Genomic DNA, 25,879 nt, shown 5'->3' on the forward strand with positions numbered 1-25,879 from the left:
GTGTTTGCGGCGGACGGCCGGGGATGTTTACGGTCGTGGACCGCTCAGATCGTTCGTGATCTTCCGTCTCCGCATGCAAGGACGCATTCACCATGAAGCAGTCTGCTGCCAAGACCCTCGGTGTCGCCGCCCTCGGTGCCGCTTTCGCCGCCGCCGGTGCGGGCGCGGCCGACGCGGCCCCGGTCAGCCCCGACGCCGGCCAGACGCTGAACACCGTCACCAAGATGCTGCCGCCCGAGCAGGTCATCGAGGCGCTGCCGGACAGCGGTGCCGTGAAGACGGTGAAGCCCGTGGCCAAGACGGGTGTCGCCGCGGCTCTGCCGGCCGTCCGCAAGGGCGCGGCCACCGCGCAGCCCGTCGTCCAGAACGTCCTCGCCGAGGGGCCGACCAAGCCGGTCGCCGGTCTGCTCGGCGGGCTCCCGCTGCAGGGTCTGCCCACGCACGGCGTGCCGATCAACGGCATCCCGGTCGGCTGAGCCCGGCTTCCGTCCGACGCGCGGGGCGCTCCGGTACGTCCGGACGCGCCCCTGTGGCATGCCCGCGTCCGTGACCGCGCCGGCGCGGGGGCTCACCAGGCGGTGCGGGCCTTGTCCTCGGACGGGAGCAGCAGCCACAGCGCCATGTAGAGCAGGAACTGCGGGCCCGGCAGCAGGCAGGACACCAGGAAGATCACCCGCATCGTCGTGGCCGAGGTGCCGAAGCGCCGGGCCAGTCCGGCGCAGACTCCGCCGATCACGCGGCCGTGGGTGGGGCGGGAAAGGGCGGTCATGTCGGATCCTCCGTGGTCGTCGGCTCGCACGAGCCGGTGGCGGCCCCTCGGTCCGGGACCCCTCAACTGCCTTCAACAGTACGGAGACGAAGGGGACGAAGCATCACTCCAAGGGGCGATACCGACCCTGGGAATCGTCGGGGTACGGCCCTGAGACAGCTCCTCCTGGACGGAGACCGCCGGTTCGGGCGCACCGAGCTCCCCCGTGTCCCGGCGGCGCAGCCGGAGGCGGGTCGCCGGGACGACGGCCAGGTGGGCCAGGACGACTCCCGTCGTGTTCAGCAGCACCGAGTCGACGTCCACGACCCTGCCCGGCACACCGGTCTGCACCAGGGCGATGCCGAGGGAGAGGAGGGCGCCGGCCGCTGCCGTGCGGATCAGGGACGCGACCGGGGAGACGGTGAGCCTGCCGTGCGCCATCGGGAGCAGGACGCCCAGCGGGGCGAGCAGCGCGAGTCCCTCGCCGAGGGGTCTGACCGCCTGGGGCCAGCCCAGCGCCAGGTCGGCCCGGATGCCGGCCAGGGGGCGCAGGTTCGGGGGCATCACCCAGGGGACGTCCAGGGGGCGCAGCATCAGCCAGGCGACGAGGGCGAGATGTGCGACGAGGAGGACACCTCCCGTCACACGGATGCGGATCGCGGCGCTGCCGCCGATGGAGCCTTGACGCTGCACGACCCCGTAGACGCGGGGGCGGGCCCGATCGGTTCCGCGGTGGAAACGTTTCGGCCCGGGACGCTCCCGCAGACCGGCGCCGACGGGAGCGCCCCGAAGGGGCGCGGGGAACTGCGCGAGCGGCTACGACGGACCCGCAGCCGGGCGACGGACGAACCCCCCACGGCGGCTCCCCGCGACGCGACCCCGCCGGCCGCGGCGGTCACACCGGCCCACGCCGAAGGCGAACGGCAACCGAGACCCCGCCCAGGCCAAGCGCAGCGCTACGCGTTCGGGACCCCGCTCGACGGCGGCTGCGTGGTGCCCGGGTGGTCGCGGACCTCGTCGGTGCAGGCGTAGCGGCGCGGGGCGTCCGGGGCGGGACCGGCCAGGATGACCGAGCCGTCGTCCTCCGTCGCCGCCGAGTCGGACAGGGTGCACACCAGCTGCGCCAGGGCGTAGGCGGTGAGCCGCGACGGCGCCGTGCCCAGCCGGAGCGTGTCCTCGGGGTCCTTCGGGCCGGGCCCGGTCACCCGGAGGCCGCCCGGCACGTACGTCGTGTAGCCCGCGGAGCGCTCCGCGGCGGACGGCGACGTGGCCAGCTGGTCCAGCAGCCCCTGCGCCACGATCACCCGGCGCCGGGCGTCCGGGGTGCCCTCCGGGACCCGCACGGTCCGGTCGACGGCCACCAGGGACGCCCCGCACAGCAGGAACACCTGTACCGGCACCCCGCGCGCGGACTGCGCGGAGGCGTCGGGCCCGGCCAGCGAGCACGGCACCCGGGACGGCGCCGGCCCGAAGTCGGTCGGCACCTCCGTGGCCCGGATGCCGCAGCCGGTGATCAGCACGCCCAGGAGGGGCAGCGCCAGCAGGCGTCGTACGGTCATGACCCCTCCTTCCCCGCGCTGTCGTGGCCGGTCTCGCCGGCCTTGGTGTCCCCGCCGTCCTCCTCGGTCAGTGCGGAGGCGTCCCGTGGCAGCCGGAGCGTGAACACCGCGCCGCCGTCGGGTGAGTTGGCCGCGGTGATCTCGCCGCCGTGGATGTGGGCGTTCTCCAGGGCGATGGACAGGCCGAGCCCGCTGCCCTCGGAGCGCGGCCGGGAGGCGCTCGCCTTGTAGAAGCGGTCGAAGACGTGCGGCAGGACGTCCTGCGGGATGCCGGGCCCGTGGTCGCGGACCCGGATCTCGACCGAGTCGTCCGCTTCCCGGACCGACACCCGCACCGGCGACCCGCCGTGCTTGAGCGCGTTGCCGACCAGGTTGGCGAGGATGACGTCCAGGCGGCGCGGGTCCAGCCGGGCGTGGATGCCGCGCTCGGCGTCCAGCTCGACGGCGTCCAGCCAGGCACGGGCGTCGATGCACGCGGTGATCTGGTCGGCGACGTCGACGTCGTCCAGGACCAGCCGGGCGGTGCCGGCGTCGAATCGGGTGACCTCCATCAGGTTCTCGACGAGGTCGTTCAGCCGCCGGGTCTCGCTGACCACCAGCCGGACGGCCGGCTCGATCATCGGGTCCATGCTGCCGGTCTCCGCCTCCAGCTCCTCCTCCAGCACCTCCGTGACGGCGGTGATGGCGGTGAGCGGCGTCCGCAGCTCATGGCTCATGTCGGCCACGAAGCGGCGCGAGGCCTCGTCCCGCGCGGCCATCTCCGCGACCCGCTGCTCCAGCGCCTCGGCCGCGTTGTTGAACGTCCGGGACAGGTCGGCGAGTTCGTCGGTGCCGGACACCCGCAGCCGGGTGTCCAGCCGGCCCTCGCCGAGCCGTCGCGCGGCCACGCCCAGCCGGTGCACGGGCTTCAGCACGGTCGTGGCGGCGGCCTGCGCGAGCAGCGCGGCGCCGATCAGCGCGAGCCCGGTGGCGATGCCCAGCGACCAGGCCAGCGAGTTGAGGTCCTTCGCCTCCGGCTCCAGGGACTTCGCCATGTAGCCGGTCGGGCCGCCGCCGATGACGCGCGTACCGGCCACCAGGTAGGGCGTGCCGTGTTCCACGACCCGCTGCCAGTACAGGTGGTACGGCTCCTTGTTGGAGTCTGTCACGGACTGGCGCCTGGCCACGGCGTCCCGCAGCGACCGGGGCACGTCCTCCAGCGAGAAGCCGTTGATGCCGCCCGAATTGCCGTACACGGTCTTGCCGCCGGCGTCCTGGGCGACCAGGAGCACGCTGAAGTGCTGGCTGCTGGCGGCCATCTGGCCGGCCGCGCGCTGCACCTGGTCCTGGGTCGGGTGTTCCGGCAGCGCGCCCGCGCGGTTCTGCATCTCCTGCCGGAAGTCGCGCAGCACGGCGTCCTGGGCGCGGGTGAGCACGGCCTCCCGGTTGAGCCAGTAGGCGATCCCGGACGCCGACACGGCGGCCGTGAGGGCCACCAGCCCGAAGACGACGACCAGGCGCAGCCTGAGGCTGGTGAACCTGAGCCGCGACAGACCTCCCTTGCGCCCCGCGGCCCAGCCGCGCAGCCCCCCTTGCGTACCGGTCACTGAGGGGCGTCCAAGCGGTAGCCGACACCACGGACGGTACGGATGAGCGTCGGCGACGACGGCACGTCCTCCACCTTCGCGCGCAGCCGCTGCACGCACGCGTCGACCAGGCGCGAGTCACCGAGGTAGTCGTGCTCCCACACCAGCCGCAGCAGCTGCTGCCGGGACAGCGCCTGACCGGGCCGCCGGCTCAGCTCCAGCAGCAGCCGCAGCTCGGTCGGGGTCAGCTGGAGGTCCTCGCCGTTCTTCGTGACGGTCATGGCCGACCGGTCGATGACGAGGTTGCCGAAGGTCGCCGAGTCGCTGGACTCGCGTTCCCCGCGCCGCAGCACGGCCCGGATCCGGGCGTCCAGCACCCGGCCCTGCACCGGCTTGACGACGTAGTCGTCGGCGCCGGACTCCAGACCGACGACGACGTCGATGTCGTCGCTGCGCGCGGTCAGCAGGATGATCGGCAGCTGGTCCGTGCGCCGGATGCGCCGGCACACCTCGAACCCGTCGATGCCGGGCAGCATCACGTCCAGCACGATGAGGTCCGGCCGCTGCTCGCGCAGCAGCTTCAGACCGTCCTCGCCGCTGGCAGCGGTGGCCACCCGGTGTCCCTGGCGCGTCAGGGAGAGCTCCAGGGCCGTACGGATGGCGTCGTCGTCCTCGATCAGCAACAGGGAAGGCACGGGCTCATTCTGGCCCATGGAAGGGTCGCCGTACGACCTGCCGGGACCAGGTCATCCGTAGCGCCACCGGCTGTGCGCGGTGTGTGACCCGCCTCGGCGGGACCCCTGTGACAGGTCTGTGACAGTCGGCAGACACGGCCATGAAGTGACCCCGGCAGTCTTTTGGGCACGGGCAAGGCCGCCGGCCGGAACCAGCCCGGGCACAACGGAGTCACCGGAAGTCCACGACGGGGAGCGCGAGATGAACACGCTGCACAGCATCAGCACCAGCGCAGTGGTCACGCGTCTGCACGACGTGCACCGGGGACCGGAGAAGTCCGGTGCCGAGGGGGGTCCCTCCCGCGCGAGCGTGTTCGAGCGTGGGGGAGGGCGGGGGTGCGCTCGCGGCACCGGGCGTCAGCACACCGCGTACATGGCGGTGGTTGACACACGGGGGGAAGCTCACGGGGGAGCCGCGTACAGGGAGGACCCGGGGGAGCGCCGTTCGCTGACGGAAGCGGAGTTCACCGCCTACGTCCAGGAGCGCCGCGCCTCCCTGTACGCCACCGCCTACCACCTGACCGGTGACCGCTTCGAGGCCGAGGACCTGCTGCAGAGCGCGCTGTTCTCGACGTACCGGGCGTGGGACCGGATCAGTGACAAGGCCGCGGTCGGCGGATACCTCCGCCGCACCATGACCAACCTGCACATCAGCGCCTGGCGGCGCCGCAAGCTCAACGAGTACCCGACCGAGGAACTGCCGGAGACGCCCTCCGACACGGACGCGATGCGCGGCACCGAGCTGCGCGCGGTCCTGTGGCAGGCGCTGGCCCGGCTGCCCGAACTCCAGCGCACCATGCTGGTCCTGCGCTACTACGAGGGCCGCACGGACCCGGAGATCGCGGAGATACTCGGCATCAGTGTCGGCACGGTGAAGTCCAGCATCTGGCGCTCGCTGCGCCGGCTGCGCGAGGACGAGGTCCTCAGCTTCGGCCGTGACGAGGAGGACGCCTTCGGCGAACTGGTCGCCTGAGGTCCGGGGGGACGACGGGGGGAACGGGGGAGAAACGGGGGACCACTGGGGGGTGGGCCTTCGGGGGAACACGGGGGAGCGAGGGAGCGGGGCTGGTGGGCCGGGGGGCCTGCCGGCCCCGCTCTCGCGTGCGTACGGGGTGGTACGGGGTCAGGCCGCCGTCCGCTGCCGTACCTGCCGGCCCGCCGCGGCTGCCGCGAGCCGGCCCAGCGCCTCGTCCCGGTCGCAGGGGTGCGCGCCGAGCGACACCTGGCGGGCGACGATCGAGCGCTCCGTGCGCATCAGCCGCCAGCCGCGGCGCAGCAGGAACGGCACCGACTTGCGGCCCTCCCGCAGATCGCGCAGGAAGCGCCGCCGGAAGGTGGCGACAGGACCGCGGGACAGGCACAGCGCGTCCGCGAGCAGGCCCAGTTCCCGGCAGCGCTCGACGATCTCCGCGGCGAAGACGCCCTCCGCGATGAACAGCGGGGTACGGCCGATGTGCAGCGTCTCCTCGCCGGTACGGGCACTCAGCGAGAGGTCGTACACCGGTACCGGCGTCGACCCCGTGGCGCACAGCCGGGCGATGGCCTCGACGGCGACGTCCGCGTCCCACGACCGCGGGTGGTCCCAGTCGATGTCCGAACTCCCCTCCACCAGGGGCAGAGTCGGATCGTCACCCTCCTTGTAGAAGTCGTCCAGGCGCAGCACGGGGAGCCCGGAACGGGCGGCGACATGTGACTTGCCCGAGCCCGAGGGGCCGCACAGCAGCACGACACGGGCGGGAGACGGAGGATGAATGCTCACGGAACACCAGTTTGACGCATGGGGGGCGCCCTGCCGACCCCGCGGGTCGGCTTTTGAGCGTGAGTCTCGCCTCAACTACCCTACGTGTCGACATCCTTACCCTGCGCACCAGAAGGTGGCACCAGCGATGGCCCGACACACTTCCCCCCGGCACTCCACCGCGCAGCGCGCCCTGATCGTCCTCGCGGCCGCCGGAGCGGCCCTGGGCGCGGGGGCGGCGACGGCGTCCGCCGACTCGGTCCCCGGCGTGGGCCTCAACTACCGCCCCCTGAACCTCGGCAACGTCGACCCCCAGGCGGGCGCGCGCGCCCTGACCGGCATGGTGGGGTACGTGACCGGCCCGGTCGCGGGTCTCAAGCCCAACCCGCTCGCGGGCACGGGCGTGGACCCGCTCGACAACGGCGTGGGCACCCAGCTGGCCGACTTCAAGCCGGTCGGCTCCCAGACGCTGACGCGCCCGCTGGCCCAGGCGCCGTCACTCGGCAGCGTCCCGGTGGCCGGCCAGGTCCTCGGCGCCCTGGGCCGCTGAGAGCGCCCCGCAGGGGCGCGGGGCGGGGGTGGTCCCCCGCCCGGGGCCCCTCAGTAGGAAGAGCCCGACGCGCCCAGCGCGCCCGTCGGGTGCCACACCGTCTTGGTCTCCAGGAACGCCGTCATCCGCTCGGTCCCCGGCGTCTCGAAGTAATCCACAGCCTGTGGACGGAGCACCCGCTTCAGGTTGTCGGCCGCCGCGACCTCCAGCTCCTTCGCCAGGTCCTCGTCCGCGCCCGCGAGGTCGATGGCGTTGACGTCCTGGTGCGCGGCCAGCGGCGCCGCGATCTCCGCCGTACGGCCGGACAGGACGTTGACGACACCGCCCGGGACGTCGGAGGTGGCCAGCACCTCGCCCAGGGAAAGGGCCGGCAGCGGGGCCTTCTCGGAGGCGATCACGACCGCCGTGTTGCCGGTGGCGATCACCGGGGCCACGACCGACACCAGGCCGAGGAAGGACGACTCCTGCGGGGCCAGCACGGCGACCACGCCGGTCGGCTCCGGGGAGGAGAGGTTGAAGTACGGGCCCGCGACCGGGTTGGCGCCGCCGATCACCTGGGCGATCTTGTCGGTCCAGCCCGCGTACCAGACCCAGCGGTCGATCGTCGCGTCCACGACGGCCGCCGCCTTCGACTTCGACAGGCCCTCCGCGTCCGCGACCTCCCGGACGAACTGTTCCTTGCGGCCCTCCAGCATCTCCGCGACGCGGTAGAGGACCTGGCCGCGGTTGTAGGCGGTCGCGCCGGACCAGCCGCCGAACGCCTTGCGCGCGGCGACCACCGCGTCACGGGCGTCCTTGCGGGAGGACAGCGGAGCGTTGGCCAGCCAGTTGCCCTTCGAGTCCTGCACCTCGTACACCCGGCCGCTCTCGGAACGCGGGAACTTCCCGCCGACGTACAGCTTGTAGGTCTTGAACACAGTGAGTCGGTCAGACATCGAGGTACGCCTCCAGGCCGTGGCGGCCGCCCTCGCGGCCGAAGCCCGACTCCTTGTAGCCGCCGAACGGCGAGGTCGGGTCGAACTTGTTGAACGTGTTGGACCAGACGACACCGGCGCGCAGCTTGTTCGCGACGGCCAGGATGCGCGAGCCCTTCTCGGTCCAGATGCCGGCCGAGAGGCCGTACTGGGTGTTGTTGGCCTTGGCGACGGCCTCGTCGGGCGTACGGAAGGTGAGGACCGACAGCACCGGGCCGAAGATCTCGTCACGGGCGATGGTGTGCGCCTGGGTGACGTTCGTGAACAGCGTCGGGGCGAACCAGTAACCGGACGAGGGCAGTTCGCAGGCCGGCGACCAGCGTTCGGCGCCCTCCGCCTCGCCCCGCTCGGCCAGCGCGGTGATCCGGGCCAGCTGCTCGGCGGAGTTGATCGCGCCGATGTCGGTGTTCTTGTCCAGCGGGTCGCCGAGGCGCAGCGTGGACAGGCGGCGCTTGAGGGAGTCCAGCAGCTCGTCCTGGATCGACTCCTGGACCAGGAGGCGGGAGCCCGCGCAGCAGACCTGGCCCTGGTTGAAGAAGATGCCCTTGACGATGCCCTCGACGGCCTGGTCGATCGGCGCGTCGTCGAAGACGATGTTCGCGCCCTTGCCGCCCAGTTCGAGGGTGAGCTTCTTGCGGGTGCCGGCGACCGTGCGGGCGATCTCCTTGCCGACGGCCGTGGAGCCGGTGAAGGCGACCTTGTTCACGTCGGGGTGCCCGACCAGCGCGGCGCCCGCGTCGCCGTAGCCCGGGAGGATGTTGACGACACCCTTGGGCAGGCCGGCCTGGCGGCAGACGTCCGCGAAGAACAGGGCGGACAGCGGGGTCGTCTCGGCGGGCTTCAGGACGACCGTGTTGCCGGTCGCGAGGGCCGGGGCGATCTTCCACGCCAGCATCAGCAGCGGGAAGTTCCACGGGATGACCTGGCCGGCCACGCCCAGCGGCCTGGGGTCCGGGCCGAAGCCGGCGTGGCCGAGCTTGTCGGCCCAGCCCGCGTAGTAGAAGAAGTGCGCGGCGACCAGCGGGAGGTCCGCGTCGCGGGTCTCCCTGATCGGCTTGCCGTTGTCCAGCGTCTCCAGGACCGCCAGCTCACGGCTGCGCTCCTGGACGATCCGGGCGATGCGGAACAGGTACTTGGCGCGCTCGGAGCCGGGCAGCGCGGACCACTTCTCGAACGCCTTGCGGGCGGCCCTGACGGCACGGTCGACGTCCTCGGAACCGGCCTGGGCGACCTCGGCGAGGACCTCCTCCGTCGACGGCGAGACCGTCTTGAAGACCTTGCCGTCGGCCGCCTCGGTGAACTCGCCGTCGATGAACAGGCCGTACGAGGGCGCGATGTCGACGATCGCGCGGGACTCGGGGGCGGGTGCGTACTCGAATGCCATGGGGGATCAGTCCACCGTCACGTAGTCGGGACCGGAGTAGCGGCCGGTGGCCAGCTTCTGGCGCTGCATCAGCAGGTCGTTCAGGAGCGAGGAGGCGCCGAAGCGGAACCAGTGGTTGTCCAGCCAGTCCTCGCCCGCGGTCTCGTTGACCAGGACCAGGAACTTGATCGCGTCCTTGCTGGTGCGGATGCCGCCGGCCGGTTTCACCCCGACCTGGACGCCGGTCTGGGCCCGGAAGTCGCGGACCGCCTCCAGCATGAGGAGGGTGTTCGCGGGCGTGGCGTTGACGGCGACCTTGCCCGTCGACGTCTTGATGAAGTCGGCGCCGGCCAGCATGCCGAGCCAGGAGGCGCGGCGGATGTTGTCGTACGTCGACAGCTCGCCGGTCTCGAAGATGACCTTCAGCCGGGCGTCCGTCCCGCAGACCTCCCTCACGGCGACGATCTCGTCGTACACCTTCAGGTACCTGCCGGCGAGGAACGCGCCGCGGTCGATGACCATGTCGATCTCGTCGGCGCCGGCGGCGACGGCCTCACGGACGTCGGCCAGCTTCACGTCGAGCGCGGCACGGCCGGCCGGGAAGGCGGTGGCCACCGAGGCGACCTTGACGCCGGAGCCGGCGACGGCCTCCTTGGCGACGGCCACCATGTCGGGGTAGACGCAGACCGCGGCCGTCGTCGGGGTCGTGCGGTCCGTGGGGTCCGGGTGGACCGCCTTGGCGCCGAGCGCCCGGACCTTGCCCGGGGTGTCCGCGCCTTCCAGCGTCGTCAGGTCGACCATCGAGATGGCGAGGTCGATGGCGTACGCCTTCGCGGTGGTCTTGATGGAACGGGTGCCGAGGGACGCGGCGCGCGCCTCCAGGCCGACCGCGTCGACGCCGGGCAGCCCGTGGAGGAAGCGGCGCAGCGTGCTGTCGGACGCGGTGACGTCAGCGAGAGCGTGAGCTGTGGGTGCGGTAGTGGGCATGGTCACCAGACGAGCATATCTACGCGCGTAGCGGCTGTACACCCCCGGGCCCGTCCCCGAGGCCGACATCACGGATGAGCGCCGGTTCACGGGCGCGTGGCCGCACCGCGGACGGCGTCGTGCAGAATCGGGGCCATGACCACCCCGGACCACCCGTCACCCGCGTCACAGCCGCCGGCGCCCGCCGCCAAGGACCGCGTCTACCGCTCGCCCCTCGGGCTGGCGGGCGGCACGCTGCTGCTCCTGGTCGTCCTCTGGCTGGGCTTCGACGCCCTGTTCAAGGGCCACGGCCGGACCCCGTGGCTGGCGCTGGCCGGGATGATCCTGATCGTGCCGCTGGTCCTCGCTTTCACGCTCCGCCCGGCGGTGTTCGCGGGCGAGGACCGGCTGCGCGTCCGCAACCCGTTCCGGGTGATCACCCTGCCCTGGGGCGAGATCGCCGGCCTGCGCTCCGGCTACTCCAACGAGGTCCTCGCCAAGTCCGGCGCCAAGTACCAGCTGTGGGCGGTCCCCGTCTCGCTGCGGGCCCGCAAGAAGGCGGTGCGCCGGCAGCAGCGGGCGGCGGCGGACGCGGCCCGCGGCACGGCCCGGGGCGGCCGGGACGGGGTGCTCGCACCGAGCGGCCTCGGCTTCGGCGGGTTCAGCGTGCGCGGCCCGGAGCCGGGGCCGGCCCGGGCGGAGACCGACCAGATCATGGCCGACCTGGGGGAGACGCTGGAGCGGCGCGGGCAGGCCGAGTCGGCACAGGGCGAGATCACCGTGCGCTGGGCCTACGAGGTGGCCGCGCCCGTGGTCGCCGGAGCGGTGCTGCTGGCGATCCTGCTGGCGGTGGGCTGAGGGAGCCCTCGGGGGCTGCCCGCCTTGCCTCCGGAGGGCGGGGCCGCGGCCTGGGCGGGCTGACGCCAAGGCGTGGGCCTGCCGGGCCGGGTGCCGGCGTACGTCGGCACCGGGTGGTGGATCGAGGGCCGGGTTTCCTGACGTGCCCGCGTGGGTGCGGCGTGGGCTGTCTGCTTCTGTGGTCCCTGGGCGCCGGTGCGCGCGCCGGGTTGGACGGCGGCCCTGCTGTCCCTGTCGTGCGGATGTTCCTGTCGTGCGGACGGACAGCAGGGCCCCGGATCCTCAGATGCCGGCGGCCGCCGACAGGTCGCGCTTGACGGCCGTCAGCAGCTCCGCCGCGCGGGCGCGGGCGGCCGGCAGGCCGGCGTGGGCCTCGACCGGTACGACGACCTCCAGGTAGCACTTCAGTTTCGGCTCGGTGCCGCTGGGACGGACGATGACCCGGGCGCCGTCGAGCGTGTAGCGCAGGCCGTCCGTGGGCGGCAGCTTCTCCGTGCCCCGGTTCAGGTCCTCGGCCCGGACGACGGGCAGCCCCGCGAGACCGGCCGGCGGCTGCTCGCGCAGACGGCGCATCGCGTCCGCGATCAGCGACACGTCCTTGACCCGCACCGACAGCTGGTCGGTGGCGTGCAGGCCGTGCTCCACGGCCAGGTCGTCGAGCAGGTCGAGGAGGGTACGGCCCTCCTCCTTCAGCACGGACGCCAGCTCGGTGATCAGCAGCGCGGCGGTGATGCCGTCCTTGTCGCGCACGCCGTCCGGGTCCACGCAGTAGCCGAGGGCCTCCTCGTAGCCGTAGCGCAGGCCGTCGACACGGGCGATCCACTTGAAGCCGGTCAGCGTCTCCTCGTACGGCAGCCCCGCCTTCTGGGCGATCCGGCCGAGCAGGGAGGAGGAGACGATCGACTCGGCGAAGGTGCCCCGGGCGCCACGGCGGACCAGATGGGCGGCGAGCAGGGCGCCGACCTCGTCGCCGCGCAGCATCCGCCAGTCGCCGCCGTCCTTCACGGCCACCGCGCAGCGGTCCGCGTCGGGGTCGTTGGCGATCACCAGGTCCGGGTCGGTGGCGCGGGCCCGCGCGAACGCCAGGTCCATCGCGCCCGGCTCCTCCGGGTTCGGGAAGGCGACCGTCGGGAAGTCCGGGTCCGGGTCGGCCTGCTCGGCGACCAGCACCGGCTCGGGGAAGCCGGCGCGGGCGAACGCGGCCAGCAGGACGTCCCGGCCGACGCCGTGCATCGCCGTGTAGACCGTGCGGGCGGTACGGGGGGAGGAGGGGTCCAGCACGGCGTCCGTGCGGGCGAGGTAGGCGTCCAGGACCGACTCGTCCAGGGTCTCCCAGCCGTCCTCCGGACGGGGTACGTCGTGCAGGGAGGCGATCGCGTCGATCTCGGCGGCGATCTCCGCGTCGGCGGGCGGGACGATCTGGGAGCCGTCGCCGAGGTAGACCTTGTAGCCGTTGTCCCGGGGCGGGTTGTGGCTGGCGGTGACCTCGACGCCCGCGACCGCGCCGAGGTGCCTTATCGCGAAGGCCAGCACGGGGGTGGGCAGCGGGCGGGGGAGTACGGCCGCGCGCAGGCCGGCGCCGGTCATCACGGCGGCGGTGTCCCGGGCGAAGTCGGCGGACTTGTGGCGGGCGTCGTAGCCGATGACGACGAGTCCACCGGGGTGGCCGTTCTTCTTCAGGTACGCGGCGAGGCCGGCGGCGGCACGGATGACGACGCCGCGGTTCATGCGCATCGGGCCGGCGCCCAGCTCGCCGCGCAGGCCGGCGGTGCCGAACTGGAGTGTGCCGGAGAAGCGGGCCGACAGCTCCTCGACGGCACCGGCGTCGATCAGCGCGGCCAGTTCGTCGCGGGTCTCCTGGTCCGGGTCCTCGGCGAGCCAGGCCTTGGCCCGGGCGATGAGATCGTCGTGCACCTTGGGATCAACCTCTCCTGTGTTTGCCTCGTCCAACCGGGGGGCTTCCCCCGGACCCCCACTCTGCCGCCGACGCCCCCGGGGAGCGGGGCGCGGCACGGAAGGGAGCTTGCCGCATCGCGCGCCGCTCGGGGGTCCGGGCGGCGGCGGGTCCGGCTTGAGCGGCGGCGGTGCCGCCGGTCGTTGTGGTGCCGGTGCCGGTGGCGCGGTGCGGGAGCGGTACGGCGAGCAGCCGCCGGACCGGGAATACCGCCCGCGAGCCGGGTGGAACGCCGCCCCGGCCGAAGACCGATCCCTACGCTCGCTGGTGCCCACCCATGCCGGTCGCAACGCCGCCCACGGCCAGAAGCGAACCCGGCGCCGCACCCGAGGCCCGGCCCAGCGGGCCCTGGGTCCGAAGCCGAGCCCGATACCCGCCTGGGGCAGAGCTTGGTGCCTCGCTCGGAGCCGGGCCAGCGGGCCTCCGCTCGAAGCCGGGCCCGGCGACTCTGCTCGGAGCCGGTCCCAATGCCTGCCTGGGGCAGAGCCTGGTGCCCCGCTCGGAGCCGGGCCAGCGGGCCTCCGCTCGAAGCCGAGTGCAGCGACCCGGCCCGAAGCCGGTCCCAACGCCCGCCTGAAGCAGAGTCCAGCGCCCCAGCCCGAAGCCGAGGGCACCACCCCGCTTAGAGCCGGCCGCTGTCGTTCCCCAGCCCAGAGCCGGAGGCTGTAGCCCCCGCCCAGAGCCTGAGGCTGTAGCCCCCGCCCAGAACCGGAGGCTGTAACCCCCACCCAGAGCCGAAGGCTGTCCCGCGCCCGCCCAGAGCCGAACCCAGTGCCCCGCCCCGCCACGCCCCGAGCCGACCGGAACGCCACCGCCCCCGTCGAAGCCGAGCGCAGCGTTCCGTCAGATCCTGCCCAGTACCCGTGCCAGCAGTTCGCCCATGCGGGCCGCCGAGTCGCGGCCGGCCTGGAGGACCTCCTCGTGGTTGAGGGGTTCGCCGGTCATGCCCGCGGCCAGGTTGGTGACCAGGGAGATGCCGAGCACCTCGGCGCCGGCCTCGCGGGCGGCGATGGCCTCCAGCACCGTGGACATGCCGACCAGGTCCGCGCCGATGACGCGGGCCATGCGGATCTCGGCCGGGGTCTCGTAGTGCGGGCCGGGGAACTGGGCGTAGACGCCCTCCTCCAGCGTGGGGTCGATCTCCTTGCACAGGGCGCGCAGGCGCGGCGAGTACAGGTCCGTCAGGTCGACGAAGTTCGCGCCGACGATCGGGGACGTCGCCGTCAGGTTGATGTGGTCGCTGATCAGTACCGGCTGGCCGGGCCGCATGCCCTCGCGCAGACCGCCGCAGCCGTTGGTCAGCACGATGGTCTTGCAGCCGGCCGCGACGGCCGTACGGACGCCGTGCGCCACCGCGGCCACACCGCGGCCCTCGTAGTAGTGGGTGCGGCCCAGGAAGACCAGGGCCCGCTTGTCACCGAAGGAGTACGAGCGGATCTTGCCGCCGTGGCCCTCGACGGCCGGCGGCGGGAAGCCGGGCAGCTCGGTGACCTGGAACTCGGCGTCGGGCGCCCCGAGGGCGTCGACGGCCGGAGCCCAGCCGGAGCCCATCACGAGGGCGACGTCGTGGGTCTCGGCGCCCGTGAGGGCGCGCAGGCGCGCGGCGGCGGCGTCGGCGGCCGCGTGGGGGTCGCCCTGGATGTCGTCCGGAAGAAGAAATGCGTTCACGCCGATGAGGGTAGCCGGTTCTCGCCTACGCGCGTAGATGACAGAGCCCACGGGTTTGCCTTCGTTGTCTTGTCGTTTTCCACAAGCAGCCGGAAAAAGCGGAGCAAAACGCGGCACAGGGGAGCGCCCGGAGGGTCAGCAGGGGCGCTTGCGGAGCTCCATCACGTAGTCGTGCGGAGCCCCCGCCGACTCCGCCGCGTCGGCGATCTCGCCCAGGTAGCGCGCCGACGGCAGCCCGCCCTCGTACGCGTTGAGGACGTACGCCCAGGCCGGCTCCTCACCGTCCAGGGTGTGCACGCGCACGCGTACCCGGCGGTATATGTCGAGGCCCACGCCCTCCCACCGGTCGAGCGACTCCTCGTCCATGGGTGCGATGTCGTACAGGCCGACGAAGACCTCGGCCAACGGGTCCTCGACGATCGTGGCCAGCGCTCCCTCCCAGCCCAGCTGCTCGCCGCCGAAGGTCAGCCGCCAGCCGTTCAGCCAGCCGGTGGCGCGCAGCGGGGAGTGCGGGGCGCGGCGGGACATCAGGCGCGCGTCGAGGTTGCCGGCGTACGCGGCATAGAGCGACATGGACAGAGGGTACGGCAGGCGCACCGCGTGCCCCGGGCGTCCCAGGAGCCCCCGGGTGGCGCCCCCGGGCAGTGGCACCTTGAAGCGTGCGGGACAATGGAGTACGTGACTCGGATCGTGATCATCGGTGGCGGACCCGGCGGATACGAAGCGGCGCTGGTGGCCGCTCAGCTCGGCGCGGAGGTGACCGTCGTCGACTGCGACGGTCTGGGCGGGGCGTCGGTGCTGACCGACTGCGTGCCGTCGAAGACCCTTATCGCTACGGCCGAGGTCATGACGACCTTCGATTCGTCGTACGAAGAGCTCGGCATCATCGTCGCCGACGACACCCCGCCGCTGGAGCAGGCGGCCCGGGTGGTCGGCGTGGACCTCGGGAAGGTCAACCGCCGGGTGAAGCGGCTGGCGCTCGCCCAGTCCCACGACATCACCGCCTCCGTCACCCGGGCCGGCGCCCGGGTCGTGCGCGGGCGCGGCCGGCTGGACGGCATGCAGTCCCTGGACGGGTCCCGGAAGGTCGTCGTCACCGCCGCCGACGGCACCGAGGAGACGCTCACCGCCGATGCCGTCCTCATCGCCACCGGCGGTCATCCGCGCGAGCTGCCCGACGCCCGGCCCGACGGCGAGCGCATCCTCAACTGGACCCAGGTCTACGACCTCACCGAGCTGCCCGAAGAGCTGATCGTGGTCGGGTCGGGCGTGACCGGTGCCGAGTTCGCCGGCGCGTACCAGGCCCTGGGGTCGAAGGTCACGCTCGTGTCGTCCCGCGACCGCGTGCTGCCGGGTGAGGACCCGGACGCCGCCGCCGTCCTGGAGGACGTCTTCCGGCGCCGTGGCATGAACGTCATGGCCCGCTCCCGCGCGCAGTCCGCCAAGCGGGTCGGCGACCGGGTCGAGGTGACGCTGGCCGACGGCCGGGTCATCACCGGCTCGCACTGCCTGATGGCGGTCGGCGCCATCCCGAACAGCGCGGGCCTCGGCCTGGAGGAGGCCGGGGTCAAGCTGCGCGACTCGGGTCACATCTGGACGGACAAGGTGTCCCGGACGACCGCGCCCGGTGTCTACGCGGCCGGTGACGTGACCGGTGTCTTCGCCCTCGCGTCCGTCGCCGCCATGCAGGGGCGCATCGCCATGTACCACTTCCTCGGCGACGCGGTGGCCCCGCTGAACCTGAAGACCGTCTCGTCCAACGTCTTCACCGACCCCGAGATCGCCACCGTCGGTTACAGCCAGGCGGACGTGGACGCGGGGAAGATCGACGCGAAGGTCGTCAAGCTGCCGCTGCTGCGCAACCCGCGCGCCAAGATGCAGGGCATCCGGGACGGCTTTGTGAAGATCTTCTGCCGGCCCGGCACGGGCATCGTGGTCGGCGGGGTGGTCGTGGCGCCGCGCGCCTCGGAACTGATCCACCCCATCTCGATCGCCGTCGACAACAATCTGACGGTCGAACAGATCGCGAACGCGTTCACGGTGTACCCCTCCCTTTCGGGGTCGATCGCGGAGGTCGCGCGGCAGCTGCACACCCGCAAGGCGAGCGCGGAGGCCTGACGGCCGCCGCCGACTTCCCCCTGGTCAGGGGGTGTTGGGGCATGCGCGGTCGGCATAGTCGGGGCGGGCGGGTTCTATACCACTTCCCGCCCTGCCGTGCGAACAACTTCTGTTATTCGGCGCAAACTGCTGAAAGCAGACGGTCGCTGGGGTTACTGTCAGTTTCGTGTTCGCTGCTGAACGTCGCCAATTGATCCTTGAAATGGTGCGAGCGAACGGTGCCGTGTCGCTCCGTGAGCTCGCCCGCGTCGTCCAGACCTCCGAAGTGACCGTACGGCGGGACGTGCGGGCACTGGAGGCAGAAGGACTCCTCGACCGCCGGCACGGCGGTGCGGTACTGCCGGGCGGGTTCACGCGAGAGTCCGGCTTTCCGCAGAAATCCCATCTCGCGACCGCCGAGAAGACGGCCATCGCCGACCTCGCCGCGGGCCTCGTCGAAGAGGGCGAGGCGATCGTGGTCGGGGCCGGTACGACCACGCAGGAGCTGGCCCGCCGGCTCGCGCGCGTGCCGGGCCTGACGGTCGTCACCAACTCCCTCCTGGTGGCGCAGGCGCTGGCCCACGCCAACCGGGTGGAGGTCGTGATGACCGGAGGCACCCTGCGCGGCTCCAACTACGCCCTCGTCGGCTCCGGCGCGGAGCAGTCCCTCCAGGGCCTGCGCGTGTCGAAGGCCTTCCTGTCCGGAAGCGGGCTGACGGCCGAGCGCGGCCTGTCCACCTCCAACATGCTCTCGGCGTCCGTGGACCGGGCCCTCGTCCAGGCCGCGGCGGAGGTCGTGGTCCTCGCCGACCACACCAAGCTCGGCACGGACACCATGTTCCAGACCGTGCCCACGGACCTCATCACCCGGCTGGTCACCGACGAGCTCCCGGCCCACGACGACCGCGCCGCCACGGAGTTGCAGGCGCTCGCGGACCAGGGCGTGCAGATCGCCGTGGCCGGGGCGAGCGGGAACCCGGGGGGTGAACAGGTCCCGGCGACCCGCCGCGCCCCGCTGCCGGGGCCGCGCAGGGGGCACGTGGCGCTCCGCTCGGGGGCGGGGCTGGGAGAGTCGGCCGCGGCCGAGCGGGGACGCGTCGCCGACCTGCGAAGGCGCTGAGGACGCCGGACGCCCGGACGCCCGCAGCCTCGCCAGGGGCCGACGCTCGTGCGGACTGACAGGGCGTTCGACCGGCCGTCAGCCGCCCGACGACTCCTCCCCGGACCGGACCGGGCCGCGCACCGCCGCCGCCCACCCGTCGGTGGCGTCCACGGCCCACGGCTGGAGGCTCAGGGTCCGGAAAAGCGGCCGGCCCCCGGTGCGTGCCGGGGGCCGACTCGGTGTGTCGCGGCCGGACCTCAGTCCTTGATCTCGCAGATCGCCGCGCCCGACGTGATGGACGCGCCGACCTCGGCGGTCAGGCCCTTGATGGTGCCCGCCTTGTGGGCGTTCAGGGGCTGTTCCATCTTCATGGCCTCCAGGACGACGACCAGGTCGCCCTCCTTGACCTCCTGGCCCTCCTCGACGGCGATCTTCACGATCGTGCCCTGCATCGGCGAGGCGAGGGTGTCACCGGAGGCGACCGGGCCGGACTTCTTCGCCGCGCGGCGCTTGGGCTTGGCGCCGGCCGCGAGGCCCGTGCGGGCCAGGCTCATGCCGAGCGACGACGGCAGCGAGACCTCCAGGCGCTTGCCGCCGACCTCGACGACGACCGTCTCGCGGCCCAGTTCCTCCTCCGCCTCGGCGTCGGCGGGCGCGGCGAACGGCTTGATCTCGTTGACGAACTCGGTCTCGATCCAGCGGGTGTGGACCGTGAAGGGGTCCTGCGAGCCGGTCAGCTCGGGGGCGAACGCCGGGTCCCGCACCACCACGCGGTGGAAGGGGATCGCCGTCGCCATGCCCTCGACCTGGAACTCGTCCAGCGCGCGGGCGGCCCGCTCCAGGGCCTCCTTGCGGGTACGGCCGGTCACGACCAGCTTGGCGAGCAGCGAGTCCCAGGCCGGGCCGATGACCGAGCCGGACTCCACGCCCGCGTCCAGACGGACGCCGGGGCCGGACGGCGGGTCGAACCGGGTGACCGTGCCGGGGGCCGGGAGGAAGTTGCGGCCCGGGTCCTCGCCGTTGATACGGAACTCGAACGAGTGACCGCGCAGCACCGGATCGCCGTAACCGAGTTCCTCGCCGTCGGCGATGCGGAACATCTCGCGGACCAGGTCGATGCCGGCGACCTCCTCGGTCACCGGGTGCTCCACCTGGAGGCGGGTGTTCACCTCCAGGAAGGAGATCGTGCCGTCCTGGCCGACCAGGAACTCGCAGGTGCCGGCGCCCTCGTAGCGGGCCTCCTTCAGGATCGCCTTCGACGCGCGGTACAGCTCGGCGACCTGCTCCTCGGACAGGAACGGCGCCGGGGCCTCCTCGACCAGCTTCTGGTGGCGGCGCTGGAGGGAGCAGTCACGGGTGGAGACCACGACCACGTTGCCGTGCTTGTCGGCCAGGCACTGGGTCTCCACGTGGCGCGGACGGTCCAGGTAGCGCTCGACGAAGCACTCGCCGCGGCCGAAGGCGGCGACCGCCTCGCGCACCGCGGAGTCGTACAGCTCCGGGACCTCTTCGAGGGTGCGGGCCACCTTCAGACCGCGGCCACCGCCACCGAAGGCGGCCTTGATGGCGATCGGCAGGCCGTGCTCCCGGGCGAAGGCCACGACCTCGTCGGCGCCGCTCACCGGGTCGGGCGTACCGGCGACCAGCGGCGCGCCGGCGCGCTGGGCGATGTGCCGGGCGGCGACCTTGTCGCCCAGGTCGCGGATCGCCTGCGGCGGCGGGCCGATCCAGATCAGGCCGGCGTCCAGCACGGCCTGCGCGAACTCGGCGTTCTCCGAGAGGAAGCCGTACCCCGGGTGGACGGCGTCCGCGCCGGACTCGCGCGCCGCGTTCAAGATCTTGTCGATGACCAGGTAGCTGGTGGCCGGGGTGTCACCGCCCAGAGCGAACGCCTCATCCGCGGCGCGGACATGCAGAGCGTCCCGGTCCGGGTCGGCGTAGACGGCCACGCTCGCGATCCCGGCGTCCCGACAGGCCCGGGCCACGCGGACAGCGATTTCGCCACGGTTGGCGATGAGCACCTTGCGCACGATTGAGGCTCCCTCCTTGAAACAAGCCGAGTTTAGGGACTGCCGACACGGCACTTCGACCCGTCCCCTGTGGTGAGCTTGCCCACACGGAGCGTGATGCGAGGCCCGCTCGACCCGCGAAAGCCCATGTCGCACCTCGGTACGCAGGACTCCTGCGGAAAACCCTAGCCCTGTCATGTGGCCAAGGTCTCTGTGAAGGCGTGCTGCGGCCCACTCGGATTCTTTGTCGAGTCCCTACGAATGGCCCAATGATTCTTTGCTGCTGCCCGAACCCTTGTCCCTGGGTTTACCCGTTAGTAGCGTTCGCGCTGTCCGGAACGTACCTGGGGTAACAGGCTGCTGGTGTGAGAGTGGGTGGGGATCGGTGGTGCGCAGACCGGTGGCAGGGGTCGTGGCGGTCGTCCTCCTGGCGGAGGCCGTCCTCATCGCCGCGCTCAACTGGTTCCTCGGAGTGGTCGTCGACCGCCAGGACATGTCCCTGGCCGGTCTCGACCCGGACGTCATGTCGATGTCCTCGAAGATCGGCGGAGTGGTCTTCGGCCTCTACTTCGCGCTGTGCGCCCTGGTGGCCGCGCTGGTCGCGGTACGGGACCGCGCACCGGCGGGTCTCGGCCGCGTCCTGCTGATCAGCGCGGCCGTCGTGCACGGCCTGCTGGGCGCGTTCGCCTGGGGCCTGGTGGGCTGGACGGCCTTCCTGTTCATGGTGGTCGTCCTCGCGCTGATCGTGCTGCTCCTGATGACGTACGACCGTGCGGGCGGCCCGGAGGAGGCGGCACCCGGCGGCACGCCCGGGGAGGGCGCCGGACCGGCCGCGCGGGCGGAACCGGGCGCGGCCCCCGCCGGCGCGGGCGCGCCGGTGAGCCGTACGGACGAGCCGCAGGACGGGGACGACGAGCCGCAGGACACGGTCCCCGCCCGGATCACCGCTCCGGTGCCCACAACTCCGTGATGCCCACGCCCAGTTCGGCGAGGAGCCTGCGGAACAGGGGCAGGCTGATGCCGATCACGTTGCCGTGGTCGCCGTCGATGCCCTCGATGAACGGCGCCGAACGGCCGTCCAGGGTGAACGCGCCGGCGACGTGCAGCGGCTCCCCGGAGGCCACGTAGGCGGTGATCTCCTCGTCGCTGGGCTCACCGAAGCGGACGATGGTGGACGCGGTCGCCGACACGTACCGCTTGGCCTCCGTGTCCCACACGCAGTGCCCCGTCTGGAGGACCCCGGCCCGCCCGCGCATGTTCTTCCAGCGGGCGGTGGCCTCCTCGGCGTCGGCCGGCTTGCCGAGCGCCTGCCCGTCCAGCTCCAGCACCGAGTCGCAGCCGATCACCAGGGCGCCCCGCACCTCCGGTTTCGCCGCCACCACGCTCGCCTTGGCCTCGGCGAGGGCGAGGGCCAGTTCCGCCGGGGTGGGCGCGGTGACGGCGTCCTCGTCGACGCCGCTCACGATCACCTCGGGGGCGAGGCCGGCCTGCCGGAGCAGGGCCAGCCGGGCGGGGGACTGGGAGGCGAGCACGAGTCGCCTGCGGGGTTTGGCAGTCATGCGGCCAGGTTAGTCAGCGGGCGCGCCGCGGCTCACCTCAGGCCACTGACGATCATGAACAGCACCATGGCGAGGGCCACCAGGAGCCCGAGCCGCCGAAGCATGTTCTGCGCGTCGCGCAGTTCCTTCGGCGGTTCGTTCTCCGGGTCCGACCACAGCATCCCTCCAGCGTGCGGCTTCGGCCGGGGAGGGCGCCTGAGTACTGCTACTCAGGTTGGCGCCCCGGCTCGTGCTCCCGGAACCCCTCAGGCCGGCCAGTAGGTGCGGGTCCAGGACGTCGGGCCCGGGCGGGGGACGCGGTGGGCCGCGATCCGGGACGGGTCGGACCACGCGTCCCTCGGGGACTCCGCGCCGGACGGCGTCGCCTCCGCCGCCGCGGCGCGGGCGCGGACCACCGCCAGGGCGGCGGCCAGCTCCTCCGGGGTCGGATTGCCTCGTACGACCTTGATGTTCATGACCGCTCCCAGGGTCGGCAGGGCTTGGCGGGTGACCTAGGGCCTCTCGGACCCTAGAGGGGGATGTTCCCGTGCTTCTTCGGAGGAAGGGATTCCCGCTTGGTGCGCAGCTGACGCAGCCCGCGGACGATGTGCGCGCGGGTGTCGGACGGCATGATCACCGCGTCGATGTAGCCGCGCTCGGCCGCGACGTAGGGGTTGAGGAGGGTGTCCTCGTACTCCTGGATCAGCCGGGCGCGCACCGCCTCGACATCCTCGCCGTTCGCCTCCGCCTCCGCGAGCGTGCGGCGGTGCAGGATGTTGACCGCGCCCTGGGCGCCCATGACGGCGATCTGGGCGGTGGGCCAGGCCAGGTTGAGGTCGGCGCCCAGGTGCTTGGAGCCCATGACGTCGTAGGCGCCGCCGAAGGCCTTGCGGGTGATGACGGTGATCAGCGGGACGGTGGCCTCGGCGTAGGCGTAGATCAGCTTGGCGCCGCGCCGGATGATGCCGTCGTGCTCCTGGCCGACGCCCGGCAGGAAGCCCGGCACGTCCACGAAGGTCAGCACCGGGATGTTGAAGGCGTCGCAGGTCCGTACGAACCGGGCGGCCTTCTCGCTCGCCGTGATGTCGAGACAGCCGGCGAACTGCATCGGCTGGTTGGCGACGACGCCGACCGGGTGGCCCTCGACCCGCCCGAACCCGGTGAGGATGTTCGGCGCGAACAGGGCCTGGGTCTCGAAGAACTCGGCGTCGTCCAGGACGTGCTCGATCACCGTGTGCATGTCGTACGGCTGGTTGGCGCTGTCCGGTACGACGGTGTCCAGCTCGCGGTCCTCGTCGCTGGGGGAGAGGTCCGCCTCCTCCGGGAAGACCGGGGGCTCGGAGAGGTTGTTGGACGGCAGGTACGACAGCAGCTGCTTGACGTACTCGATGGCGTCCTTCTCGTCCCCGGCCATGTGGTGGGCCACGCCGGAGGCGGTGTTGTGGGTGCGGGCGCCGCCCAGCTCCTCGAAGCCGACGTCCTCGCCGGTGACGGTCTTGATGACGTCCGGGCCGGTGATGAACATGTGCGAGGTCTGGTCGACCATGACCGTGAAGTCGGTGATGGCCGGGGAGTAGACCGCGCCGCCCGCGCAGGGCCCGACGACGAGCGAGATCTGCGGGATGACACCGCTGGCGTGGGTGTTGCGCCGGAAGATCTCGCCGTACGCCCCGAGGGAGGCGACCCCCTCCTGGATGCGGGCGCCGCCGGAGTCGTTGATCCCGATGACCGGGCAGCCGGTCTTCAGGGCGAAGTCCATGACCTTGACGATCTTCTGGCCGTAGACCTCGCCGAGGGCGCCGCCGAAGACGGTGAAGTCCTGCGAGAAGACCGCGACCGGGCGGCCGTCGACCGTGCCGTAGCCGGTGACGACACCGTCCCCGTACGGGCGGTTGCGCTCCAGCCCGAAGTTGGTCGACCGGTGCCGGGCGAACTCGTCCAGCTCGACGAACGACCCCTCGTCGAGCAGCAGTTCGATCCGCTCACGCGCCGTCAGCTTGCCCTTGGCGTGCTGCTTCTCGACGGCGCGCTCGGAGCCGGCGTGCGTCGCCTCGTGGATGCGGCGCTGGAGATCCGCGAGCTTCCCCGCGGTCGTGTGGATGTCGGTCTCTCGGACCTCGTGACGCTCTTCCGGCTCGGACATCGGGATGCGGCTCCCTGCCTGCTCAAAAGGGGGGACGGTTACTCATCCGTAGAGTAGTGGCGGGCCTGCGGATCAGCAGTGCGTCGTTTACCACACCTAGGGTGGCTTGCATGACGCCGCAGAATCCATCAGACGACAGCCGCTGGTCCGACCTGGACCGTCCGCCCCTGAACGGCGCCGCCCTGCGCCGCGGGCTGGTCAGGCCGGAGGGCCTGTACTGCGACATCGAGGTGGTGCAGCGGACCGGTTCCACCAACTCCGACCTGGTCGCCCTGGCCGCCGCGGGCGACGCCGACGAGGGCGCGGTCCTGGTGGCCGAGGAGCAGACGACGGGCCGGGGCCGGCTGGACCGCCGCTGGACGGCTCCGCCGCGCTCGGGCCTGTTCTTCTCCGTCCTGCTCAAGCCCACCGAGGTGCCGGTGACCCGCTGGGGGTGGCTGCCGCTGCTGACGGGCGTCGCGGTGGCGACCGGGCTGTCCCGGGCGGCGGGCGTCGACACGGCGCTCAAGTGGCCGAACGACCTGCTGGTGACCGTCGGCGGGGAGGAACGCAAGGCCGGCGGCATCCTCGCCGAGCGGGCCGGCGACGACGGCGTCGTCATCGGCGTCGGCATCAACGTCACCCTCAGGGCCGACGAGCTGCCGGTCCCGCAGGCGGGGTCCCTGGCCCTGGCCGGTGCGCTGGGCACGGACCGGGATCCGCTGCTGCGGGCGGTGCTGCGGTCGCTGGAGGGCTGGTACGGACGCTGGCGGGCCGCGGGGGGCGATCCCTCGGCGAGCCGGCTCCAGGAGACGTACACCGCGGGCTGCGCGACCCTCGGGCGGATGGTGCGGGCGGAGCTGCCGGGGGACCGCTCGGTGGTCGGGGAGGCCGTGGCGCTGGACGGCGACGGGCGGCTGATCATCGCCACGGAGAACGGGGTGCAGGAGCCGGTGGGGGCGGGCGACATCGTCCACCTGCGGCCGGCGTAGCGCGCTGCGAAAAGGCGCGGGGAACCGCCCGACCAGCCAGAATGGACCTGCGGCCGGGCACGGCGAGCACGCGTCGCCGGACCACCCCGGTCCACGTGACCGGTGCCGGGAACGCGTGCCGCCGGCCCAACCCGACGGAGTGAGCTGGCGCACACCTGCCGTAGAGTTGAGGCCGGTCGATACCTGACCGCGGCAGATCGGAAGGGCAGCAGGCGTGACCGTCGACGACACGGGCTCCGGCGCTGGCGGGGACGGCCGGGTGGACCCCCACGCCCCCGAGACCGGCGATGACCCGCTGGCCCTGCGTCTCGAACAGCTCATCCTGGGCGCCGAGCGCCGCTACACCCCGTTCCAGGCCGCCCGCAGCGCAGGCGTCTCCATGGAGCTGGCGTCCCGGTTCTGGCGGGCGATGGGCTTCGCGGACATCGGCCAGGCCAAGGCCCTCACCGAGGCCGACGTGCTGGCCCTGCGCCGCCTCGCCGGCCTGGTGGAGGCGGGGCTGCTGAGCGAGGCCATGGCGGTGCAGGTGGCCCGGTCCACCGGGCAGACCACCGCCCGGTTGGCGGAATGGCAGATCGACTCCTTCCTGGAGGGCCTGACCGAGCCCCCGGAACCGGGGATGACCCGCACCGAGGTGACGTACCCGATCGTCGAGCTGCTCCTGCCCGAGCTGGAGGAGTTCCTCGTCTACGTCTGGCGGCGCCAGCTCGCCGCGTCGGCCGGCCGGGTCGTCCAGACCGCCGACGACGAGGAGATGGTCGACCGGCGGCTCGCCGTCGGCTTCGCCGACCTCGTCGGCTTCACCCGGCTCACCCGCCGCATGGAGGAGGAGGAGCTGGGCGAGCTGGTCGAGGCGTTCGAGACGACCGCCGCCGACCTGGTGGCGGCGCGCGGCGGCCGGCTCATCAAGACCCTCGGCGACGAGGTGCTGTACGCGGCGGACGACGCCGGTGTGGCCGCGGACATCGCGCTGCTGCTGGTGGAGACGCTGGCGAACGACGAGACGATGCCCGAGCTGCGGGTCGGCATGGCGTTCGGCACGGTGACCACCCGCATGGGCGACGTGTTCGGTACGACGGTGAACCTGGCCTCCCGGCTGACCTCGATAGCCCCGCGCGACGCCGTCCTCGTGGACAGCGCGTTCGCCGAGGAGCTGATCCGCAGCGGCGAGGCGCCCGCCTCGGAGGCGGAGGCGGCGGAGGCCGCGGCGGCGGCCGAGAAGGAGGGCGAGGACCCGCCGGTGTACCGCTTCGCGCTCCAGCCGATGTGGCAGCGCCCGGTGCGCGGGCTCGGTGTGGTGGAGCCGTGGCTGCTCACCCGCCGCGACGGGCAGCCGTAGCCG

26 protein-coding genes are annotated in these 25,879 nt (G+C 72.6%); 9 read left to right on the forward strand and 17 right to left on the reverse strand.

Going from position 1 to position 25,879, the window contains the following annotated elements; genetic code table 11:
- The first annotated feature begins 92 nt into the window (after positions 1-92).
- Positions 93-476, forward strand: a complete 384-nt coding sequence (locus tag AB0947_RS04220) for an ATP-binding protein (protein ID WP_366748696.1) — start codon at positions 93-95, stop codon at positions 474-476.
- Positions 477-568: 92 nt separating this feature from the next.
- Here AB0947_RS04220 and AB0947_RS04225 read toward each other — a convergent pair whose 3' ends face one another.
- The 5 genes from AB0947_RS04225 to afsQ1 form a co-directional block, all read right to left on the reverse strand.
- On the reverse strand, positions 569-769 hold the full coding sequence (locus AB0947_RS04225) for a PspC domain-containing protein (protein ID WP_366748697.1): 201 nt from the start codon (positions 767-769) through the stop codon (positions 569-571).
- Positions 770-841: 72 nt separating this feature from the next.
- On the reverse strand, positions 842-1,441 hold the full coding sequence (locus AB0947_RS04230; protein WP_366748698.1) for a VanZ family protein: 600 nt from the start codon (positions 1,439-1,441) through the stop codon (positions 842-844).
- 263 nt (positions 1,442-1,704) lie between these two features.
- Positions 1,705-2,307 (reverse strand): hypothetical protein, encoded by a 603-nt coding sequence (locus tag AB0947_RS04235; RefSeq protein ID WP_366748699.1) that lies wholly within the window; start codon positions 2,305-2,307, stop codon positions 1,705-1,707.
- Positions 2,304-3,893: a HAMP domain-containing sensor histidine kinase gene (locus AB0947_RS04240; protein ID WP_366748700.1), complete on the reverse strand. Its 1,590-nt coding sequence runs from the start codon at positions 3,891-3,893 to the stop codon at positions 2,304-2,306. Before AB0947_RS04240 ends, AB0947_RS04235 begins: the two co-directional genes overlap by 4 nt.
- Positions 3,890-4,567, reverse strand: a complete 678-nt coding sequence (gene afsQ1, locus AB0947_RS04245; protein WP_106980762.1) for a two-component system response regulator AfsQ1 — start codon at positions 4,565-4,567, stop codon at positions 3,890-3,892. Before afsQ1 ends, AB0947_RS04240 begins: the two co-directional genes overlap by 4 nt.
- Positions 4,568-4,808: 241 nt before the next feature.
- Between afsQ1 and AB0947_RS04250 the strand changes: the two genes are divergently transcribed.
- A complete protein-coding gene (locus tag AB0947_RS04250; protein WP_366748701.1) occupies positions 4,809-5,579 on the forward strand; it encodes a SigE family RNA polymerase sigma factor in 771 nt (256 codons plus the stop codon).
- A gap of 150 nt (positions 5,580-5,729) precedes the next feature.
- Here the strand turns inward: AB0947_RS04250 and AB0947_RS04255 are convergent, their stop codons facing one another.
- Positions 5,730-6,365 (reverse strand): uridine kinase, encoded by a 636-nt coding sequence (locus AB0947_RS04255; protein ID WP_366748702.1) that lies wholly within the window; start codon positions 6,363-6,365, stop codon positions 5,730-5,732.
- Between the two features lie 127 nt (positions 6,366-6,492).
- On the opposite strand from AB0947_RS04255, the gene AB0947_RS04260 reads away from it, so the two are divergent.
- The gene (locus tag AB0947_RS04260) at positions 6,493-6,894 is read left to right on the forward strand and encodes a hypothetical protein (protein ID WP_366748703.1); all 402 of its coding nucleotides are present in this window, start codon (positions 6,493-6,495) and stop codon (positions 6,892-6,894) included.
- Between the two features lie 50 nt (positions 6,895-6,944).
- Here AB0947_RS04260 and AB0947_RS04265 read toward each other — a convergent pair whose 3' ends face one another.
- The 3 genes from AB0947_RS04265 to deoC are packed head-to-tail and all read right to left on the reverse strand — an operon-like array spanning position 6,945 to position 10,218.
- The gene (locus AB0947_RS04265) at positions 6,945-7,829 is read right to left on the reverse strand and encodes an aldehyde dehydrogenase family protein (protein WP_366748704.1); all 885 of its coding nucleotides are present in this window, start codon (positions 7,827-7,829) and stop codon (positions 6,945-6,947) included.
- Entirely contained in the window at positions 7,822-9,252 is a 1,431-nt protein-coding gene (locus AB0947_RS04270; RefSeq protein ID WP_366748705.1) for an aldehyde dehydrogenase family protein, read from the reverse strand. The genes AB0947_RS04265 and AB0947_RS04270 overlap by 8 nt, the downstream gene beginning before the upstream one ends.
- Positions 9,253-9,258: 6 nt before the next feature.
- Entirely contained in the window at positions 9,259-10,218 is a 960-nt protein-coding gene (gene deoC, locus AB0947_RS04275) for a deoxyribose-phosphate aldolase (RefSeq protein WP_366748804.1), read from the reverse strand.
- Between the two features lie 135 nt (positions 10,219-10,353).
- Here deoC and AB0947_RS04280 point away from each other — a divergent pair, with 135 nt between their 5' ends.
- The gene (locus AB0947_RS04280; protein ID WP_366748706.1) at positions 10,354-11,055 is read left to right on the forward strand and encodes a PH domain-containing protein; all 702 of its coding nucleotides are present in this window, start codon (positions 10,354-10,356) and stop codon (positions 11,053-11,055) included.
- 282 nt (positions 11,056-11,337) lie between these two features.
- On the opposite strand, the gene AB0947_RS04285 is transcribed toward AB0947_RS04280, so the two are convergent.
- The 3 genes from AB0947_RS04285 to AB0947_RS04295 form a co-directional block, all read right to left on the reverse strand.
- On the reverse strand, positions 11,338-12,969 hold the full coding sequence (locus tag AB0947_RS04285) for a phospho-sugar mutase (RefSeq protein WP_366748707.1): 1,632 nt from the start codon (positions 12,967-12,969) through the stop codon (positions 11,338-11,340).
- Positions 12,970-13,852: 883 nt separating this feature from the next.
- Complete coding sequence (locus AB0947_RS04290) at positions 13,853-14,677, reverse strand: purine-nucleoside phosphorylase (RefSeq protein WP_366748708.1); 825 nt, start codon at positions 14,675-14,677, stop codon at positions 13,853-13,855.
- A gap of 135 nt (positions 14,678-14,812) precedes the next feature.
- The gene (locus tag AB0947_RS04295; protein WP_014674593.1) at positions 14,813-15,250 is read right to left on the reverse strand and encodes a gamma-glutamylcyclotransferase; all 438 of its coding nucleotides are present in this window, start codon (positions 15,248-15,250) and stop codon (positions 14,813-14,815) included.
- Positions 15,251-15,346: 96 nt separating this feature from the next.
- Between AB0947_RS04295 and AB0947_RS04300 the strand changes: the two genes are divergently transcribed.
- Together AB0947_RS04300 and AB0947_RS04305 are read left to right on the forward strand one after the other, a co-directional pair.
- Positions 15,347-16,795, forward strand: coding sequence for an NAD(P)H-quinone dehydrogenase (locus tag AB0947_RS04300; protein WP_366748709.1), 1,449 nt, complete (start codon positions 15,347-15,349; stop codon positions 16,793-16,795).
- A 190-nt stretch (positions 16,796-16,985) separates the two neighbouring features.
- Positions 16,986-17,894, forward strand: coding sequence for a DeoR/GlpR family DNA-binding transcription regulator (locus AB0947_RS04305; RefSeq protein ID WP_366748805.1), 909 nt, complete (start codon positions 16,986-16,988; stop codon positions 17,892-17,894).
- A 239-nt stretch (positions 17,895-18,133) separates the two neighbouring features.
- Here AB0947_RS04305 and AB0947_RS04310 read toward each other — a convergent pair whose 3' ends face one another.
- Positions 18,134-19,906 carry a biotin carboxylase N-terminal domain-containing protein gene (locus tag AB0947_RS04310; RefSeq protein WP_366748710.1) on the reverse strand — a complete coding sequence of 591 codons (1,773 nt, stop codon included), beginning with the start codon at positions 19,904-19,906 and terminating at the stop codon, positions 18,134-18,136.
- A gap of 364 nt (positions 19,907-20,270) precedes the next feature.
- On the opposite strand from AB0947_RS04310, the gene AB0947_RS04315 reads away from it, so the two are divergent.
- Complete coding sequence (locus AB0947_RS04315; protein ID WP_366748711.1) at positions 20,271-20,855, forward strand: hypothetical protein; 585 nt, start codon at positions 20,271-20,273, stop codon at positions 20,853-20,855.
- On the opposite strand, the gene AB0947_RS04320 is transcribed toward AB0947_RS04315, so the two are convergent.
- The 4 genes from AB0947_RS04320 to AB0947_RS04335 all read right to left on the reverse strand — a co-directional run bounded on the left by AB0947_RS04320 (position 20,827) and on the right by AB0947_RS04335 (position 23,566).
- A complete protein-coding gene (locus AB0947_RS04320) occupies positions 20,827-21,444 on the reverse strand; it encodes a nucleoside triphosphate pyrophosphatase (RefSeq protein WP_366748712.1) in 618 nt (205 codons plus the stop codon). The two genes, AB0947_RS04315 and AB0947_RS04320, sit on opposite strands and share 29 nt — an antisense overlap.
- 32 nt (positions 21,445-21,476) lie before the next feature.
- Positions 21,477-21,605, reverse strand: coding sequence for a hypothetical protein (locus AB0947_RS04325; protein WP_263983217.1), 129 nt, complete (start codon positions 21,603-21,605; stop codon positions 21,477-21,479).
- An 84-nt stretch (positions 21,606-21,689) separates the two neighbouring features.
- The gene (locus tag AB0947_RS04330; protein WP_366748713.1) at positions 21,690-21,899 is read right to left on the reverse strand and encodes an acyl-CoA carboxylase epsilon subunit; all 210 of its coding nucleotides are present in this window, start codon (positions 21,897-21,899) and stop codon (positions 21,690-21,692) included.
- Positions 21,900-21,952: 53 nt separating this feature from the next.
- Positions 21,953-23,566, reverse strand: coding sequence for an acyl-CoA carboxylase subunit beta (locus AB0947_RS04335; protein ID WP_366748714.1), 1,614 nt, complete (start codon positions 23,564-23,566; stop codon positions 21,953-21,955).
- A gap of 110 nt (positions 23,567-23,676) precedes the next feature.
- Here AB0947_RS04335 and AB0947_RS04340 point away from each other — a divergent pair, with 110 nt between their 5' ends.
- Positions 23,677-24,537 (forward strand): biotin--[acetyl-CoA-carboxylase] ligase, encoded by an 861-nt coding sequence (locus AB0947_RS04340; protein ID WP_366748715.1) that lies wholly within the window; start codon positions 23,677-23,679, stop codon positions 24,535-24,537.
- Between the two features lie 214 nt (positions 24,538-24,751).
- Positions 24,752-25,876: an adenylate/guanylate cyclase domain-containing protein gene (locus AB0947_RS04345; protein ID WP_366748716.1), complete on the forward strand. Its 1,125-nt coding sequence runs from the start codon at positions 24,752-24,754 to the stop codon at positions 25,874-25,876.
- Positions 25,877-25,879 lie beyond the last annotated feature (3 nt).

The sequence above is a fragment of the Streptomyces sp. NPDC047841 genome, assembly GCF_040704085.1.
In the GTDB taxonomy this organism is placed as follows: Bacteria; Actinomycetota; Actinomycetes; order Streptomycetales; family Streptomycetaceae; genus Streptomyces; species Streptomyces argyrophylli.

Bases quoted from the DNA above. Each gene is read 5' to 3' on its own strand.
- AB0947_RS04225 (WP_366748697.1), bottom strand. From the start codon at position 769: ATGACCGCCCTTTCCCGCCCCACCCACGGCCGCGTGATCGGCGGAGTC.
- AB0947_RS04320 (WP_366748712.1), bottom strand. From the start codon at position 21,444: ATGACTGCCAAACCCCGCAGGCGACTCGTGCTCGCCTCCCAGTCCCCC.
- AB0947_RS04325 (WP_263983217.1), bottom strand. From the start codon at position 21,605: ATGCTGTGGTCGGACCCGGAGAACGAACCGCCGAAGGAACTGCGCGAC.
- AB0947_RS04270 (WP_366748705.1), bottom strand. From the start codon at position 9,252: ATGGCATTCGAGTACGCACCCGCCCCCGAGTCCCGCGCGATCGTCGAC.
- AB0947_RS04260 (WP_366748703.1), top strand. From the start codon at position 6,493: ATGGCCCGACACACTTCCCCCCGGCACTCCACCGCGCAGCGCGCCCTG.
- AB0947_RS04235 (WP_366748699.1), bottom strand. From the start codon at position 2,307: ATGACCGTACGACGCCTGCTGGCGCTGCCCCTCCTGGGCGTGCTGATC.
- AB0947_RS04300 (WP_366748709.1), top strand. From the start codon at position 15,347: ATGGAGTACGTGACTCGGATCGTGATCATCGGTGGCGGACCCGGCGGA.
- AB0947_RS04330 (WP_366748713.1), bottom strand. From the start codon at position 21,899: ATGAACATCAAGGTCGTACGAGGCAATCCGACCCCGGAGGAGCTGGCC.
- AB0947_RS04265 (WP_366748704.1), bottom strand. From the start codon at position 7,829: ATGTCTGACCGACTCACTGTGTTCAAGACCTACAAGCTGTACGTCGGC.
- AB0947_RS04220 (WP_366748696.1), top strand. From the start codon at position 93: ATGAAGCAGTCTGCTGCCAAGACCCTCGGTGTCGCCGCCCTCGGTGCC.
- deoC (WP_366748804.1), bottom strand. From the start codon at position 10,218: ATGCCCACTACCGCACCCACAGCTCACGCTCTCGCTGACGTCACCGCG.
- AB0947_RS04250 (WP_366748701.1), top strand. From the start codon at position 4,809: ATGAACACGCTGCACAGCATCAGCACCAGCGCAGTGGTCACGCGTCTG.
- AB0947_RS04295 (WP_014674593.1), bottom strand. From the start codon at position 15,250: ATGTCGCTCTATGCCGCGTACGCCGGCAACCTCGACGCGCGCCTGATG.
- AB0947_RS04280 (WP_366748706.1), top strand. From the start codon at position 10,354: ATGACCACCCCGGACCACCCGTCACCCGCGTCACAGCCGCCGGCGCCC.
- AB0947_RS04340 (WP_366748715.1), top strand. From the start codon at position 23,677: ATGACGCCGCAGAATCCATCAGACGACAGCCGCTGGTCCGACCTGGAC.
- AB0947_RS04335 (WP_366748714.1), bottom strand. From the start codon at position 23,566: ATGTCCGAGCCGGAAGAGCGTCACGAGGTCCGAGAGACCGACATCCAC.